12 protein-coding genes and 1 pseudogene are annotated in these 15,821 nt (G+C 69.9%); 4 read left to right on the forward strand and 9 right to left on the reverse strand.

Annotated elements, in window-relative coordinates; genetic code table 11:
- Both ABZ664_RS22970 and ABZ664_RS22975 read right to left on the reverse strand, forming a co-directional pair.
- Complete coding sequence (locus ABZ664_RS22970; protein WP_362513309.1) at window positions 1–2,733, reverse strand: LuxR C-terminal-related transcriptional regulator; 2,733 nt, start codon at window positions 2,731–2,733, stop codon at window positions 1–3.
- 791 nt (window positions 2,734–3,524) lie between these two features.
- Entirely contained in the window at window positions 3,525–6,224 is a 2,700-nt protein-coding gene (locus ABZ664_RS22975; protein ID WP_362513312.1) for a LuxR C-terminal-related transcriptional regulator, read from the reverse strand.
- Between the two features lie 477 nt (window positions 6,225–6,701).
- On the opposite strand from ABZ664_RS22975, the pseudogene ABZ664_RS22980 reads away from it, so the two are divergent.
- Together ABZ664_RS22980 and ABZ664_RS22985 are read left to right on the forward strand one after the other, a co-directional pair.
- Window positions 6,702–6,953: pseudogene (locus tag ABZ664_RS22980) on the forward strand (winged helix-turn-helix domain-containing protein); the annotation flags it as partial.
- Between the two features lie 24 nt (window positions 6,954–6,977).
- Complete coding sequence (locus ABZ664_RS22985; RefSeq protein ID WP_362513755.1) at window positions 6,978–7,598, forward strand: AfsR/SARP family transcriptional regulator; 621 nt, start codon at window positions 6,978–6,980, stop codon at window positions 7,596–7,598.
- Between the two features lie 64 nt (window positions 7,599–7,662).
- On the opposite strand, the gene ABZ664_RS22990 is transcribed toward ABZ664_RS22985, so the two are convergent.
- The 6 genes from ABZ664_RS22990 to ABZ664_RS23015 form a co-directional block, all read right to left on the reverse strand.
- Window positions 7,663–8,208 (reverse strand): S26 family signal peptidase, encoded by a 546-nt coding sequence (locus ABZ664_RS22990; protein ID WP_362513315.1) that lies wholly within the window; start codon window positions 8,206–8,208, stop codon window positions 7,663–7,665.
- A complete protein-coding gene (locus ABZ664_RS22995) occupies window positions 8,205–10,028 on the reverse strand; it encodes an ABC transporter ATP-binding protein (RefSeq protein WP_362513318.1) in 1,824 nt (607 codons plus the stop codon). Before ABZ664_RS22995 ends, ABZ664_RS22990 begins: the two co-directional genes overlap by 4 nt.
- Window positions 10,029–10,031: 3 nt before the next feature.
- Window positions 10,032–10,607 carry a hypothetical protein gene (locus ABZ664_RS23000; RefSeq protein ID WP_362513321.1) on the reverse strand — a complete coding sequence of 192 codons (576 nt, stop codon included), beginning with the start codon at window positions 10,605–10,607 and terminating at the stop codon, window positions 10,032–10,034.
- Window positions 10,608–10,657: 50 nt separating this feature from the next.
- Entirely contained in the window at window positions 10,658–11,194 is a 537-nt protein-coding gene (locus ABZ664_RS23005; protein WP_362513323.1) for a MauE/DoxX family redox-associated membrane protein, read from the reverse strand.
- Window positions 11,195–11,321: 127 nt separating this feature from the next.
- The gene (locus ABZ664_RS23010) at window positions 11,322–11,621 is read right to left on the reverse strand and encodes a hypothetical protein (RefSeq protein ID WP_362513327.1); all 300 of its coding nucleotides are present in this window, start codon (window positions 11,619–11,621) and stop codon (window positions 11,322–11,324) included.
- 330 nt (window positions 11,622–11,951) lie between these two features.
- The gene (locus ABZ664_RS23015) at window positions 11,952–12,440 is read right to left on the reverse strand and encodes a MarR family transcriptional regulator (protein WP_362513330.1); all 489 of its coding nucleotides are present in this window, start codon (window positions 12,438–12,440) and stop codon (window positions 11,952–11,954) included.
- A 501-nt stretch (window positions 12,441–12,941) separates the two neighbouring features.
- Here ABZ664_RS23015 and ABZ664_RS23020 point away from each other — a divergent pair.
- Together ABZ664_RS23020 and ABZ664_RS23025 are read left to right on the forward strand one after the other, a co-directional pair.
- Entirely contained in the window at window positions 12,942–14,438 is a 1,497-nt protein-coding gene (locus ABZ664_RS23020; RefSeq protein WP_362513333.1) for an FAD-dependent oxidoreductase, read from the forward strand.
- Between the two features lie 175 nt (window positions 14,439–14,613).
- The gene (locus ABZ664_RS23025; RefSeq protein ID WP_362513336.1) at window positions 14,614–15,324 is read left to right on the forward strand and encodes a DUF998 domain-containing protein; all 711 of its coding nucleotides are present in this window, start codon (window positions 14,614–14,616) and stop codon (window positions 15,322–15,324) included.
- Window positions 15,325–15,397: 73 nt separating this feature from the next.
- On the opposite strand, the gene ABZ664_RS23030 is transcribed toward ABZ664_RS23025, so the two are convergent.
- A complete protein-coding gene (locus tag ABZ664_RS23030) occupies window positions 15,398–15,598 on the reverse strand; it encodes a hypothetical protein (protein WP_362513339.1) in 201 nt (66 codons plus the stop codon).
- Window positions 15,599–15,821: the final 223 nt, after the last annotated feature.

A 15,821-nucleotide genomic window follows, 5' to 3' on the forward strand; every position in this document is an offset into this window, starting at 1 on the left:
TCAGAGCATGTCGTCCTCGGCTACGGGCGCCTTCTGTAGAACTACTAGTCGCGCCAGATCCGTACGGGAGCCGATGCCCAGCTTCGGATAGATCTTGTACAGGTGGTACTCGACCGTGCGCGGGCTCAGGAAAAGCTGGGCAGCGATCTGCTTGCTCGACAACCCGTCGGCGACCAGGCCCGCGATGCGCAGCTCCTGCGGGGTCAGCGCGTCCAGCACGGCCGCCGGTGGGGCCTGCCCGCTCTCCCCTGCCGCCCGCAACTCGTCCTGCGCGCGCCGCGCCCACGGCCGTGCGCCCGCCCGCTCGAACGTCTCCCACGCCATCCGCAGGTGCGCCCGCGCCTCGCCCGGCCGCTGCGTGCGGCGCAGGCGCTCCCCCAGCAGCAGGGCCGTCCTGGCCGCCTCGAAGGGGTTGGTGTGCAGCCGCAGCGCCTCACCGAAGGCGTCCTCGGAGGAGTCGGCCAGGCCCCGGCAGCGGGCCAGCAGCGCGCGCGACTCGGATGTCGCGGCGTGCGCGGCCCCCTGCTCGTACGCGACCAGCGCCGCCCGCGCGCCCGCCTCGTCGCCCGCGCCCACGGCGGCCTCGACGCGGTCGGGCCCGGTTCGCCACACCACGGTCGGATGCCCGGCGCCCGATCCCGGCGCGGCGATGGCCGTGAAACGGTCGTGTGCCGCCACGTAGCGGCCCAGACACAGGTCGAGCAGCGCCAGCGCGTACGCGGCCATCCCCGCGTGCAATCCCACCCGGTGCGGGATGGCGATGGCCAGCGCCTCGCGGGCCTGCCGCTCGCAGGACTCCTCCTCGCCGCGCAACGCCGCCAGCGCCGCCAGATTGGCCAGGTGCGCGGCCACCGTGTTCTCGTACCCGGCTTCCCGCGCCAGCGCCAGGCCCTCCTCGGAGATGGCCTGACTGCGCGCCAGCCGACCGGCGATGCGCTCGGCGGTCGCCACGAACTCCAGTACGACGGGCAACTGCCCGGTCATCCCCGAGACCCCGGCCACCCGCCCGGCCCGCTCGGCCATCTCGGTGGCCAGGTCCGACTCGCCCAGAGCGCTGGCCGCGGCCGTCGCCCACAGGTACCCCGTCGCGTCCTCCAGCTCATCGACCCGTGCCAGCGCCCGCCGCAGCAGTCCCGGTCCGGCGGCGTCGCCGTCCAGTGTCAGGCCGATCCCGGCCACCGTGTCCCGCAAGAACCCCTCGGGGTGCGCGACCGCCCGCCGGCCGAGCTCGGCGATGGCCGCCGTGTCACCGACGTACGAGGCCGCCTCCACGGCATCGGCCAGCATTTCCAAGCTGTCGCCCGCCGCCAGGATCCGTACGGCCTCGGCGGCGTTGCCCGAGGTCAGTTCGAACCGGCCCCGGAGCCGGGCGATCTCCATGGCGAGGGTGGCATCCCCGCCGGCCCGCTCGCGCGCCTCGGCCAGCAGCGACTCCGCCTGTCCCGGGCGGCCGCCGAGCCAGGCCGCGACGGCGGCGTCCTTCAGACGGACGGCACGGGTGCGCGGCTCGGGGGTCAACTCGGCGGCCCTGGCCAGGGCGCCGGCCGCGTCGCCGTATCCGCCGCGGTCGCGCGCCCGCTCCGCGGCGGCCACCAGCGCAACGGCGACCTGCTCGACCTGGCCCAGGGTGGCTCCGGCCAGGTGCCAGGCGCGACGGTCTCCCGCGGTCAGCTCCGCCAGGACGGCGTGCGCGCGGCGGATGTCGGCGGGGGCGGCCGCCTCATAAATCGCGGATCGGATGAGCGGATGACGGAAGCGCACGCTCGTGCCCGACACCTCGGCCAGCCCGGCGTCCTCCAGCTCGGCCAACGCCGCCCGCCCGGCCTCGGCCTCCGTCCCGGGCCCGGTTGAGGTTGATCGGGCCGCGTTCGCGCCGGGTCGTACCGGTTGCTCGGCAAACAGCCGGTCGGTGGCGCGCAAGACCAGGCCGAGGTCGGCCTCGACGGCGGCGACCAGGGCGACCAGCCGGGCAGGGGCCGACAACCCGGTCACCCGGTCGCCGAAGAGCCGGGCTCCGCCGGGCAGCGGGTCGGGCAGCGGTTCGCGCCCGGCGAGTTGCGCGGACGTCAGACGGGCTGCGGTCTCACCCAGGGCGAGCGGGTTCGCGCCGGTCAGTGTGGTGAGCTCCCGTTTCACCGGGGCGGGCAGCGTACCGTGACGGGACTCCAGCAGTTCGGCCGCGGCGGACTCGGGCAGGCCGCGCACGTCCACCGTCAGCGGCACGCCCTTGACGGGCACGTCTCCGCGGATGGCGAGCAGCATCGCGATCCGTTCCGTCCCCAACCGCCTGGCGGCGAACAGCAGCGCATCGGCCGAGGCCCGGTCGACCCACTGGAAGTCGTCGACCACGCAGATCAGCCCGCCCAGCGCGGCCGCCTCGGCCAGCAGCGAGAGCACACCGGCCCCCACCAGGAACCGATCGCCGGCACTGCCCGCGGCAAGCCCCAGGGCCGCGCGCACGGCATCGCGCTGCGGCTCGGGCAGTGTGTCGAGCAGGCCGGCCACCGGCCACAGCAACTGGTGCAGCGCCGCGAACGCGAGGTCGGACTCGGACTCAACGCCGGTGGTCCGCAACACCCGCATCGCACCACCACGCGCGGCCGCCGCGTCGAGCAGGGCGGTCTTGCCCGCGCCCGCCTCGCCCCGTAGTACCACCGCGCCGCCGAAGCCGTCGCGAGCCCGCGTGATCACCTCGTCGAGTGCGCTGATTTCCGCAGTTCTGCCGTAAAGCACAAGCACCCACTGTAGGAGGCCTCCACGCCGTCCCGTCTCACGGAGTCGCCTCTCACGAACAGGGGTTATCAGCAAGCTGTGTTCGACTGCCGCTCCAGCCCTGACCGGCGCGGCAAGGTCCTGCAACTGCCGGCCGCTCAGCCCTGGCGAGCCTGGAAGGGAAGCGAACCGGCCGCCGTCTTCGGCATCGAGAACGTCAACGGCTTCCGCGGCCAACTGTCCCAATGGTCGCACCAGGGCCACATCAACAAGATCGGGCCAGTCCTCTACAAGCCCCATGCCCACGAGCACTTGACCCTTCGTCAGCAGGCTCTAAGTGATGGGCGCCCGGGGCGACCGGCAGGCACGGGTACGCGGCCCTCGTCGATCGCGCGATGAACGTCGCTGATCGCGTCCCGTACCTACTCGTCCGTGATTCGGACGACATACAAGGCATGCGCCTGTCCGATGCGGTGCTTCCGCGCCGACCGATAGAAGCGCAACTTTTTCGTGCCCACGTGATGTCGGACACAACCTCTGTGGTAGGGGTTTCCGGTCTGTAGCGCGCCGACCTTTGAAACGGCGCTCGTGTCCTGGATGTCGGCGGCTACGAAGAGGCCAGGGCGGATCGAGGGCTGCGGCCCGGGACCACTGGCGGGTCACCGGCGTTCGGACTTGAGTTCTTCGGTTGCCAGAAGGAGCTGGAAGACCTGCTCGGACGTAAGGTCGGGGTGGTTTCCGAGGAAGGACTCCACTGGGTCATCCGCGATCAGGTCCTTTCTGTGCTCGGCTTCCAAGCGCCACTACGGACACTACGGTCGTCGGTGAGCTTCTGAGCCTGAAAGGTGGGAGTTACGGTGGTCGGAGGACGAGTCCGGTCTGAGCGGTGACGGAACCACACCGTTGAGGCGGGTGGCCAGCTCACGGCGGGTAGTGATGCCGAGCTCCGCGTAGATGCGCTGCAGATGGTTGTCGACGGTACGGACCGAGATGCCCAACTGCTCGGCGATGTCCTTTCTGGGCATCCCCTGTGAGACGAGCAGCGCGATCTCCTGCTGTCTCCTGGTGAGCCGGGCACCGCTGCCCCCTGTGGTGAGGGCGGGAGTCCGAGCCCCCTCGCACCGGGCCGCGAGTAGCTGAGCGCGGAGTGCGGCGGCCTGGGCGCGACGGGAGTCACCGGCCTGCCGCAGGATTCCGGCGGCGACGCAGGTCGCCTCGGCGGCGAGGAGGTCGGCGCCGATGGCCTCCATCTCACCGGCGGCGGTGAGCAGCCGGTCGGGGCATTCTCCGGCCCAAGCGGCGGCCAGGTGGGCTCGCGCCCGGTGGAACCGGCCGCCGGTCGCCTCGGCGATCTCGGCCAGCCGCTCCGCGGCCTCGCCCGCCCCTCCGAGCCGGACGAGGTCGGTCAGCAGGACGGACTCGAACGCGATCTGCCCGCGTTCCCGGGCATCCTGCGCCGCCGCGGTGAGGACGGCCCGGGCATGGGAGAGCTCGCCTCGGACGGCGTGCAACCAGGCGACTCCCAACCGCTCCTCGGGTATGTGCACCGCGCACGTCAGCCGGTCGTACTCGGCCAGGGCCGCCTCGGCCGCCTGTAGATCGCCCTGCAGGGCGGCTGAGGCGGCCAGCCCGGAGAGCGCCAGCGGCAGGACGATCGCGGTGTAGGGACGTGCCGCTCGGACGAGCTCGGCGTACCAGCGGCGGGCCTGCCCCGGATGGCCCGCGAGCCACGCGGTACGTCCCAGGTGGAAGGCGAGGAGTCTCTGCTCGGGGCTCGGCAGACCCTGGGCGAGCGTTCGGTAGGCCTGCTCGCCCACCGTCCGGCTCTCGGCCAGGTGACCGCTCTCCGTCAGAGCCAGCATGAGGATGGACTGGTGCGCCGTCTCGTGGGTGGTCATGGAGTACAGCTCGGCGTCGACGGCTGCGCTGACGGAGATGGCGCGCCGGGCCCAGGTCACCGCCTCCTCACATCGGCCCAGGAACGCCAGCGTCGCCGACGTGGTCGTCACGGCGATCAGCCACGTCATCACATCCGGGCCTGGCCCGGAGTCCAGGGGGAGACGCGAGCACAGGGCGAGGCTGCGCGGGAACTCGCCCAGAGCGAAGCAGCCGGCGGCCTCGGTGGCGGTGAGGACCTGGTGGCCGGAAGGGCCCGCGACCCGGTGGCGGGCAGCTTCGATGACCTCGCGGACCGTCCGCTGCGAGACTCCCAGGCCCCAGATGAGGTTCTGTACTCGCAGGCCCGTCACGAACAGCGTCTCCTGCTCGTCGCCGGCGAGCGCGGCCGCCTGCGACAGTACGGTCTCGGCCTGCTCGAACTCGCCCGCCTCGTACAGTGCCTTGCCCAGGAGCAACCGGTATTGAACGCCATGCCATTCTTCGGGTACGGCGCGCAGCAGGGAGAGCGCATTGGCGTAGGCGCGCGTATGAATGGCCAGGGCCGCGGCCCGCATGAGCAGTGCCGGATCCGCCGTTCCGGTTGCCGCCAGCCGGTAGGTGGCCAGTCGCATCGCGTCCTCGCGCCGCCGGGCCCCGCTTCTCTCCAACAGGGAGAGGTGGCGCAGCAGCGTTTTCTGACCTCGGATCGTGGTGATGTCGGCGCGCAGCACCTCGCCGTAGAGGGGGTGCGCCAGCCGGACGGCGGTGCGCTGCCGTTCCCGGCCGATGACGATCAGTTCCGCCCGTTCGAGCTCGTCGAGTGTCCGGGGCTCGGCGTCGGCGGTGAGCTGAGCCACGGACAGCGGCTCGCACAGTGCCAGGGCCTCCAGCACGTCACGGCCCTCGGACGACGCCGTGGAGAGCCGGGAGCGGAGGAGATCGGTCAGGCGTCGCGTCCCCGGTAGCCGGCCCGGTGCCATCTCCCACAGCTCACCGTCGCAGGTCAGGATCCCGCCGGTCATCGCTCCGGTCACCAGCTCGCGCAGGTAGAGCGGATTACCGCCGCTGGCGGCGAACATCTGGTTGACCGTGTTGCGGCCCACATATCCTCCGAGGACCTGTTCCAGCAGCTCCTCGACCTGCGAACGCCCGAAATCGACCAGCTTCACCTGCTGCACCGAGTCCCCGCACGACAGCGCCGCCACCGCCGCGCCGGGCGGCTCCGCTGAGCTCACCGAGCCGAGGAGGAAGATCACGCCGACGTCCATCAGTTGCCTCAGCAGCACCACCGAGGTCACATCGAGGAGGTGGAGATCGTCCACTCCGATCACCAGCGGAGCCGGGTCGGTTCCGGACCGCGACAGTAGTCGCGCCACCGATGCGAACCCCGTGACCGGATCGGACAGGTCCGCCTCGGCGGGCAGCAGATGAGCGATGGTTCCCAGGGGAATCGAGGCAGCGGCCGCGGTGGCCACCGCACGGCCGATGTGCCGACCGGCTCCCTCCGCCCGTTTCAGGCACTCCTCGATCAGGCGGGATTTTCCTGCTCCCCTTGACCCCAAGACGATGAAACCTCTGACCCGAGGGTCTTCCAGGGACTCGTCGAACTTCTCCAGTTGCGATGCACGCCCCATGAGCGGCCATCGCCTCAGCAAGCCCTCCTGGCCCATCCCGTAGTACCTCCACCAGCCCTGCGTCCAGGGGCCTGGACGAATTCGTCGGTGTGCAGGCTCTGCAACAGGCACCGTTCAGGCGCTATGTCAGAAATATCAGGATATCGAAGGCGTTTCTTGACCTGTCGTCGACCCAGCCGCAAAAGAATGGGGATATATGCCGACGATTAATCTTATTTTGGATGACCGGAATTTGGTGAGATAGGAGAACCCGCGGAGATGGTGCGAGCGCCGGCCGGAAATTGAGTAATCGTCACTCATGACTCCTCCCCGGTGAGATCCCCATCCTGATGGGCGAACCGCCATCCGCCCGTGTCTTACGGCATGACGCCCACGGGCCGGCGGTGAGTCCCGGGCCCACCGTCAGTGTGGACGGCCGCCCTCTTTTTCCGGCCCGGGCGGGAAACCGTTCCGCCAATTACCGGAGGAGTCAGGGAAATGCTGTTCCGCCTGCTCGGAAGCGTTCGGATCGAGAACGCGAAAACATCCGTCGGTGTCAAGTCGGCGCCGGTCAGGGGAGTGTTCGCGGCCCTTCTCCTGGAGGAGGGGCGATCGGTTTCCACGGAGCGGTTGATGAGGTCCCTTTGGGATGAATCTCCAGATTCGGCCCGAAATAACCTGCGCCTGTACATGGCCCGGCTACGGAGCCAGTTGACGGCCTCCTCCTTGCAGGAGCGCTTGGTCACCCTGCGGGGCGGCGGCGGAGGATACCGCTTGCTCATCGAGCCGGACGAGGTCGATGTGATCAGGTTCAAGCGGCTCGCCGCCCAGGGCTTCGCCGAGTTGCGCGCCCGATGCACCGGTGCGGCCGAGGCGACGCTCAAGGAGTCGCTCGACCTGTGGCAGGGGCCCGCCGGACAGGACTGCGCAGCTTCCGAGCAGATGAGAGCCCGCTTCACCGCCCTTGACGAACTGCATCTGACAGTACGGGAACGCCTGGTGGAAGCCAGGCTGGGGCTGGGCCGCACGCTCGACCTCGTTCCCGAACTCCTTGACATCCTGGCCGCGGCACCTTTCCGGGAGACCTCATGGGCACACCTGATGCGTGCGCACTATCTCGGCGGCAACGCGGCGGGAGCGATCTCGGCGTGGGCCTCCGCCACGGCGACGCTCAGCGATCATCTCGGCCTGGACCCCTCCGCCGAACTGCGTGAACTCCATCTTTCCGTCCTTCGCCGGGACGACGACGCCATCCGCGGACCCTTCTTCCGTCACCGGAACGAGGAACCGGGTCCGGCGCACCCCGCCCCCGCGTGGCCGCGCCGGCCACTTTTCATCGACGGGAAGCCCGTCGCGAACTCCGCCGCCCCGGCCATGAGCCGCCACCCTGCCTGACCGGACACCGGCCGGGATCTTCCGTGGACCGGGCGGCGGTTCCGGTGAGCGTTAACCGGGCGCCTCACCGGCTACCTGTCGGCGAGAGGGCACCGACCACCTTGCCGACCACGTCCGTCACGGGGACGTATCCGAAATGGCGGGAGTCCAGGCTCTGTCCCGGATTGTCACCGAGCAGGACGAGGCACCCGTCGGGAACCGAGGGCTCACCCGCCCGGCGGGGTACCGAAGCGGGGACGGGATCCCCCGGGATGGCGGCGACCCTCTTGACGACCCGGCTGGGGGCGGGGCCGGGAGAGGACTCCCACGGGGGAACCGCCCCGCGCCGCCTGTCCGTTCCGACCGCGCCAAGACGCGCAGCATGCCGGATCCCGCCGTACGAGGGTGCCGCCACATACCCCGGGACGGCCACGATGTCAGCCACGACGACGTCTCCCGCCCGGATCCGGCCGGCGGGCAGGCGCCGTACCAGCACCTTGTCGCCGGACCGGTGGGTGGGATGCATGCTGGCGCCCGAGATGATCGCCACCAGGAGGTTCCGGCGAGCCCAGAACACCGCCGCGGCACCGGCTGCGAGCGGCATGAGGATCAGGGCGGGCGGAGCGGTCATCGACCGGCCTGTCCGGGAAGGACCTCCAGGTAGCCCTCGGCCTGCATGGAGAACAGGTCGGCGTAGGTGCCGCCGCTGGCCACCAGTTCCTCGTGGGTGCCGTGTTCGACGACGGTTCCCTCGTCGAGCACGACCAGCAGGTCGGCATCGCGCACGGTGTTGAGTCGGTGGGAGATCAGTACGTTGGTACGACCCGTGCGACGCTGCCGCAGCCCGCGGTGGATCTCGTATTCGGCCTCGGCGTCCAGGCCGGAGCTGGGTTCGTCCAGGATCATCAGGTCGTGTTCGGTACGCAGATGCGCGCGGGCCAAGGCCAGCCGCTGCCACTGGCCTCCCGACAGGGTCACGCCGATGGCGCCGGAGGTGTCCTCGGTGCTGTCCTCTCCCTGTAGGAACAGCCGTGACAGCAGGGTGTCGTAGGAACGGGGCAGGCGGCTGACGAACTCGTGGGCTCCGGCGTCGACGGCCGCGGCGGTGACGCGCTCGCGATCGTGCAGGTACTCCAGATCGCCCAGTCCGATGTTCTCGGCCGCGGTCAGGTCGTACTCCATGTAGTCCTGGAAGACCGCGCCGATGCGGGCACGCAGTCCGGCGGGGTCCAGTTCGCGCAGGTCGACGCCGTCCCACAGGATCGCACCGCGCTCGGGATCGTACATCCGGCACAGGAGCTTGATCAGGGTGCTCTTGCCCGCGCCGTTCCGGCCGATCAGACCCACCGTCCGGCCGTAGGGGATGGTCAGGTCGAGGCCGCGCAGTGCCCAGGGGTGGTCGGGAGAGTAGCGGAACCAGACGTCGCGGAAGACGATCCCGCGTGCCAGCGGCGCGATCGCCCGGGGAGAGCGGGCGACGGGCAAGTCGGGTTCGGCTGCGACCACCTGCAGGTAGTGGTCGAACAGCAGCAGTTGACGGTGGCACTGGGCGATGGTGTGCACCAGTGACACACTCGCGCTCTGCACGCCGCCCACCGAGGCGACCAGCAGCGAGATGTCACCGACGCTGATCCGGCCGCCGGCGGCGGCGAGCACCGCCCACAGCAGTGCCCCACCCGACACCGCGGCGCTCCCCAGGCCGATCAGAGCCTGGACGCTGACCTCGCGACGGTCCATGAGGCGGTTCTCCCTGTTGGACAGGCGCCGCTGGGCCGTCATGAGCTCACGCAGGTAGGTGCCGATGGCGAACAGCCGGATCTCCTTGGCTGCCTGGGCACTGGTCAGCAGGTCGCGGAAGAACATCTCCCGGCGTTCGATCGGGCTCAGCCGCCACGACAGACCGGCTCGGCGGCGGGCCATCGACAGCTCCACGGCCAGCATCGGCAGGACCGAGGCGAGGATCACCGCGGGCAGCCAGGGGGAGATGACCGTCAGCGACCCCAGGAAGCCCAGACCGGTGACGACGGAGCGGACGATCGACAGGACGGCGGAGACCATCACCCCAGGGGTGGTGGCGCCGTGCTGCAGTGCCATCTGCATCCGGTTGAGGAAGACGGGGTCCTCGAAACGAGCCATGCCCACGAAACGCTCGGCCGTGACGAACAGGCGTTCCTGGGCCAGGAGTCCGACGCGGCGTTCGATCTCACGGGAGGCGTACTGGGTGATATGCGGTATCAGACCGGTCACCACGATCGTGACGGCGAGCGCGATGCCTTCCCCCGCGATCGTGCCGGGAGCGGCTCCGGCGGTGATGTCGTCCAGCACCAGTTTGGTCAGCCACGCCGTCACGACCGGTGTCGGCGCGATCGCCAGTGTGAGCGTGACGAAGACCGCGGTGAACAGCGGGCTGGCCTGCCAGCTCAGCCGTACCGCGACGATGATCTTTCGCATGGGTCAGACCGTTTCCAGGGCGGCCGCCGCGTCCTGGATCAGGGTGCCGGAAGCGCGGACGACGCCGCCGGGGTCGACGATCGCCAGTGCCGGATAGGCCCTGACACCCAGCGACCCGCACACCGGCCCGCCATGGGTCCTCTCCACCACCACGGTGGCCACCGGTTCCAGCAGCGCGGCCTTCTCGGCCGTGCCGTCGGTGCCGACCACGAGGGCGAGTACGCGCTCACGGCCGGCGAAGGCCGGGGCGAACCTGATGAACTCGGGCAGCCGCTCCTCACAGGCAGGGCATCCGATGGAGAACGCCGCCACGAGGGTCGGGGCATCGGCGAAGAAACCCTCATCGAGAGGCGTACCGTCCGCGGCGGTGGTATGGAAGGCGCCCAGCCGTTCTCCGGCTTCGCGCATGACCGGTGGGAGGCCACCGGGCAGTGGATAACCGGCCGGGAGCGAAGCGGTCTGACGCGCCAGCAGTTCGCCCTGCGCGCGCAGCCTCCGGGCCACTCCCACGGTGAGAACGATGTCGAACGCGCACAGCACCATGACTGCGCCGACGAGCACCACGACGACATTCAACATGATCATCCTTAGTGGTTCCACGGTTACACGTTCGCCGTCGCCTGTGGTGGTCAGACGAGCGGCCGGAACAGCTCGGTTATGTCGTCGGCAAGCAGCACCAGAGCGGCCCCTGCCAGGCCGGTGACCGCCGCCGCCGCGACACCGGCCGGCTCCAGCGCGACGGATGCGGAGGCGGTGCCGAAGGAGAGCACCACCCCGGTGAACGAGGCGACGAGCAGCGCCCCGTTGTGGACGAGCCGCTCCGGCCCCACCGGTGTGGACGAAGGGCCGAAACAATTGCAGATCACGTGCCGGCGGAGGCGCACGGCCGTCGCGATCGCGACCGTGAACGCGGTCAGCAGCACCACCGCGATCACGAACCCGACGCCGACCGTGGACGGAACGGCGAGCAGCAGGGCCGTGGCCAGCTCACCCGCGACGACCGCGGGCGGCATGAGGGCTCTCGGCACCAGGGGCAGGCGCGGTGCCAGTTCACCGGTGGTGGCGCGGAAGGAGGCGTAGGCGCCGCGGGTGCGCATCTTGCCCGCCGCCGAGACCACGAAGACCACACCGACCAGAAGCCGGCAGCAGACCAGGACGTATTCCATGGAAACCCCTAATCTGAAGAGGGCGCCGCGACTCTTCGCCAGTCGCGGCACCCGTCCCTCCCTGATGGAGGCGGTCACTCACATGACGGGTCCGGCCGGGGCGGCCCGGATCGCCGGACGGCCCGGCTCAGCACACCATGAACGGTGGGCAGGGGGAAGGCGGGCACGGGTGGAGGGGGACGAAGGGCCCGTAAGGTGAGCTGTTGCCACCGCAGATCGGCGTGCCGCACGGCAGAGTCTCCAGTACCTGCGTCACACCGTCGCAGATCTTGACTCTCTTCAAGCCGATCGTGTTGTACGGGACGCCCCCGACGGGGGGGCAGGTGAACTGTTGCCACTGCTCGACGCAGGCCATCGCCTGCGCCTGCGTGCTGGGCACCAGGCTCTCCAACAGTCGGTCGGCGAACGACCGAACGGCTCGAACCATCGATTGACCTTCTTTCTCGTGACGGCTCCTCTCTCCGAGAGAGCCGAACGTTGCGATACGGATCAATGTAGGAAGCTCTCGCATGGGAACCGCATACAAGCGGCATGCTCGATGGTCGCTCCCTGGGTATGCGGTACGGCATGACAGCCGGCGTCACGTCCGGGCACGATTCCAGGGATGACGGGGTCGCGTCCACGGGGGTGGTTTACGAGTTTCCCCAGGTGGTGGGCGTGGCATCGTGAAATGATGGCGGCCGGCGCGTGATCCTTGCCATGCTGATCGGGGCCGATCAGAGGCCTGCCGGGCGATGCCGTTCAGCGCTGAGCGGCACTACTGGCCGCCCTCCTCCTTGTCGGCCGCGGACATCGCGAGCATGTCGTCGACGCACCTGCGCATCAGTTGCTCGAACTGAACGAGGTCCTGGTCGCTCCATTCGGCGAACGCGGAGTCGAGGAGCCTCTGCCGGGCCGCCTCGAGCGCGTCCGTGATGCGACGGCCCGCACTGGTGATCACGGCTTCCCTGACCCGTCGGTCCGCCGGGTTCGGACGCCGCTCGATCAAGCCGAGCTCGGCGAGTTTGGCCACCTGCCGGCTGACGGTGGTGTGGTCGCGTCCTGCCCGTTCGGCGAGTTCGACCACGCCGATCGGCCCGAACCGCCGGATCCCGACGATCAGTTTGAACAACGCGCGGTCGAGATCGATGTTCGCTTCGGCCATGAGGGCCTCGTCGCGTTGCGGCAGGTTCATGAGCGCGATCAGGTCGACGAGCGATTCATGCAGGCGCCGGAACGCGATGTGCCGGCGGTGTTGGGAAGCCATGCTCGCCACCGATGCCTTACGTGCCCTTGCGGACGGACGGGGAGGTGCCAAGGCGAGAATACCGGCAGCCTCCGGTAGGCCGGCGGTGCCCGGCGGAGACGCCGCCTTCGCATGACGCGGACGCAGATGCGGACGGCGAGGCGTGGCGGGGGCCGTGCCGTTCCCGCGATGGGTGATCGGTCACCTCAGGACCGGCGTGGGAACGGATGGCCACGACAATCCCCTCCGTGTAGACATGCTCATAATACACATAATTTTCCGTCATCGGGGCAGTGTGGTCGCAACACCTGGATCAGAACTTCTTTCATGTGCTGAAGGCCATAAAAGACCAGCTCAAGACGCTTTTTTGATAGCCGGAAAGCTGTCGGGGTGGTGTGTCCTTCAGGGGAGAGGGCTTGACGGTCGCTTCGGCTACGGAACATACTCCGTGCTAAATACACATAAAGCTGAATCGGGCGGGATGGGCTGCCTGGCCGGCCGTCACCAACGGAGAGGTGAACCGTGGCACGCAACGAAGACCTTGATGTGATCATCTGTGGTTCCGGCGCGGCGGGATTGACCCTCGCCATCGATCTCGCCCGCAGGAACGTCGCGTTTCGGCTGATCGACAAGGCGCCGCACCCCTTCATCGGCTCACGCGGCAAGGGCATCCAGCCGCGCACCGAGGAGGTGTTCGAGGACCTCGGCGTGGTCGACCGGATCGTCGCCTCGGGAGGCGAGTATCCTCCCCTGCGCATCTACACCCACGACGGACCGGTCGACAAACACGCCGGGATCCTGCCGGAGCCGACGCCTGCCGAGCCGTACCAGATCCCGCTGCTCGTTCCGCAGTTCCTCACCGAGCGCCGGCTGCAGGAGCGGCTGACCGAGCTCGGCCACGCCCCGGAGTACGGCTGCGAACTCGTCGGCTTCGATCAGGACGCCGACGGCGTGACCGCGCGGCTCGCCGCCCCCGACGGGGAGCGGACCGTGCGAGCCGCCTACCTGGTCGGCGCCGACGGCGGATCGAGCTTCGTCCGCAAGGCCCTCGGCATCGAGTTCCGTGGGAAGTCCCTCGGCGTGCGGGCGCTCGTGGCCGACGTGCGGGTCGACGGTGCCTCGTCGCGCGTCTGGCACCGCTGGGGCAACGAGAAGCCCGAGCGGAGCGTCTCGCTGTGCCCGCTCCACGGCACCGACATGTTCCAGTACATGGCCCCGGTCCCCCTCGACGTGGACGTCGACCTCTCGGCCGAAGGGCTCACCGCCCTGCTCCATGAGCGCGGCGGCCAAGACGACATCGTGATCCGCGAGGTGTCCTGGGCATCGGTGTTCACGATGCAGGCCCGGCTGGCCGACGCCTACCGGCGTGGGCGCGTGCTCCTGACCGGGGACGCCGCGCACTGCCATCCGCCGACCGGCGGACAGGGCCTGAACACGAGTATCCAGGACGCCTACAACCTTGGCTGGAAGCTCGCCGCCGTGCTCGACGGCGCGCCGGAGTCGCTGCTGGCGACCTACGAGGAGGAGCGCCGACCGGTCGCCGAGGCGGTCCTCGGCCTGTCCAAGAAGCTGCTCGAAGCGGCCAAGAACCGCGACATGCGCCGGGGGCGCGAGGTGACCCAGCTCGATGTCGGCTACCCGGACTCGTCCCTGTCGCTGACCAGCACGGAGCCCTGCAAGGGCGTGGCGCCCGGCGACCGTGCGCCCGACGCTCCCACCACCGGCGCGGGCGGGCTCGCCACGCGGTTGTTCAGCCTGTTCCAGGGACCGCACTGGACCCTGCTCGGCTATGAGCCCGGTGACGCCCCGGTCCCGGAACCGCGCAGAGGTCTGCGCATTCACGTCATCGGCGGCGACATCCTCGACACCGGAGGCCACGTCCAGAGCGCGTACGGGCTGTCACCCGAGCAGTGGGCGCTCATCCGGCCGGACGGATACGTCGCGGCCGTGGTCGGCACCGCCGAACTCGGCGCGATCGAGGTCTACCTCGACGGCGTCGGCGTCCGTCCCGTGCGGTGACGCGTTTCCATTCGAACACGACAGGTCCGCGCCCAGGCGGCGGAATCGCCGGTTCGGGCGACGCGGACACCGAGCGGTAGTCGCGGATCCCGGTGCCGGAACGACCCGAGTGCTTCACGGAAGCTTCACGATCTCGCTCGCACAAGCCACACGGCACGCCGGTTTCCTAGCGGTCATGGATAGCTCTCACCTCACGCGAAAACTCGTGGTCGCGACCCATGCCGGGCTGGTCGGGTCGCTGGTCGGCGCCACCGCCCTGCACATCGGATGGGCGAAGCAAGTGGACACCGTGCGGCACACGGTCAGCGACTACGCGCTGAGCAAGAACACTGCCGCGGTCTTCGCCGGAACCGTTGCCAGCCTCTCGGTGGGTTCGGCGGCGCTGCTCGCCGGACTCGTGCGGTCCCGGCTGCCGATCGGAGCGCCGGCGACCGCGCTGCTGGGCGTGTGGTGCGGCGGCATGACGCTCACCGGGATCTTCCGGACCGATCCGCAGGGCGGCGTCCCCACGGCCCGCGGGCTGACGCACCGATACGCGGCGGGCGGCGCGATCGCGACCCTCCCGGCCGTCGGGCTCCTGATAGCCCGGCGGCTGCAGGGCATGCCCGGCGGGGAGAGGAAGGCGCGGCCCCTGCGCCGCGTCTCCTGGGCGAGCGCCGTCGGCGGCCTCGCCTTCCTGGTCACGCACGTGTCCGCCACGCGATCTTCATCGTCCGCCTGCCACTACGTTCGGGCCGGCCCGCCTGATCCCGTTTCTCCGCATCGCGTACGCGCCCGATGCACCGGTGCGGCCGAGGCGACGCTCAAGGAGTCGCTCGGCCTGGACCCCTCCGCCGAACTGCGTGAACTTTATTGGGCCTCGCGTGATCCAGCTCCGGCACGGTGAGACGCGGACGCCCGTCGGCGGCCAGGAACGAGTGGAGTGCTAGCGCAGGCCGGACAGGAAGAGGGAGACGCCCTCAGTGAAGAGACGCTCGCCGCTGCCGGGGGTGCCAAGAGATCCAGCCGGGCAGGGGGCCGCGGATGGCGTGGGTGAGTTCGATGCCGACCATGCCGTGGATGGCGGTCCACAGCAGGTAGCCGGTGCGAGTGGGATCGGTCGTGCGCAGGGCGCCTTCGGCGGCGGCCTCGATCTCGGTGACCAGGAAAGGGAAGGTCATGCCGATGGCGCGCCGCCTCCGCCCGGCAGGTCCGGGTCGCCCCATGAACGCGTTCCGTCCGCCACGGTGGAATGGGGATGGGGCCATGATCGAGGGCGCATACCCGCAGACGCAGCAGCTCGAAGGGCGGCTACACGGTTCTGGAGCCGCCGTCCCGTGAGACGGCACTGGAGTGGGCCGCGAAGATCGCGATCATGCCTCGTATTGCGTCGACCATCGAGAC

This window comes from Streptosporangium sp. NPDC006930 (assembly GCF_040635605.1).
Taxonomy (GTDB): Bacteria; Actinomycetota; Actinomycetes; order Streptosporangiales; family Streptosporangiaceae; genus Streptosporangium.

Excerpts from the sequence above, each read along its gene's own strand:
- ABZ664_RS22975 (WP_362513312.1), bottom strand. The coding sequence starts at position 6,224 with ATGGGGCGTGCATCGCAACTGGAGAAGTTCGACGAGTCCCTGGAAGAC.
- ABZ664_RS22990 (WP_362513315.1), bottom strand. The coding sequence starts at position 8,208 with ATGACCGCTCCGCCCGCCCTGATCCTCATGCCGCTCGCAGCCGGTGCC.
- ABZ664_RS22995 (WP_362513318.1), bottom strand. The coding sequence starts at position 10,028 with ATGCGAAAGATCATCGTCGCGGTACGGCTGAGCTGGCAGGCCAGCCCG.
- ABZ664_RS23000 (WP_362513321.1), bottom strand. The coding sequence starts at position 10,607 with ATGTTGAATGTCGTCGTGGTGCTCGTCGGCGCAGTCATGGTGCTGTGC.
- ABZ664_RS23005 (WP_362513323.1), bottom strand. The coding sequence starts at position 11,194 with ATGGAATACGTCCTGGTCTGCTGCCGGCTTCTGGTCGGTGTGGTCTTC.
- ABZ664_RS23010 (WP_362513327.1), bottom strand. The coding sequence starts at position 11,621 with ATGGTTCGAGCCGTTCGGTCGTTCGCCGACCGACTGTTGGAGAGCCTG.
- ABZ664_RS23015 (WP_362513330.1), bottom strand. The coding sequence starts at position 12,440 with ATGGCTTCCCAACACCGCCGGCACATCGCGTTCCGGCGCCTGCATGAA.
- ABZ664_RS23025 (WP_362513336.1), top strand. The coding sequence starts at position 14,614 with ATGGATAGCTCTCACCTCACGCGAAAACTCGTGGTCGCGACCCATGCC.
- ABZ664_RS23030 (WP_362513339.1), bottom strand. The coding sequence starts at position 15,598 with ATGACCTTCCCTTTCCTGGTCACCGAGATCGAGGCCGCCGCCGAAGGC.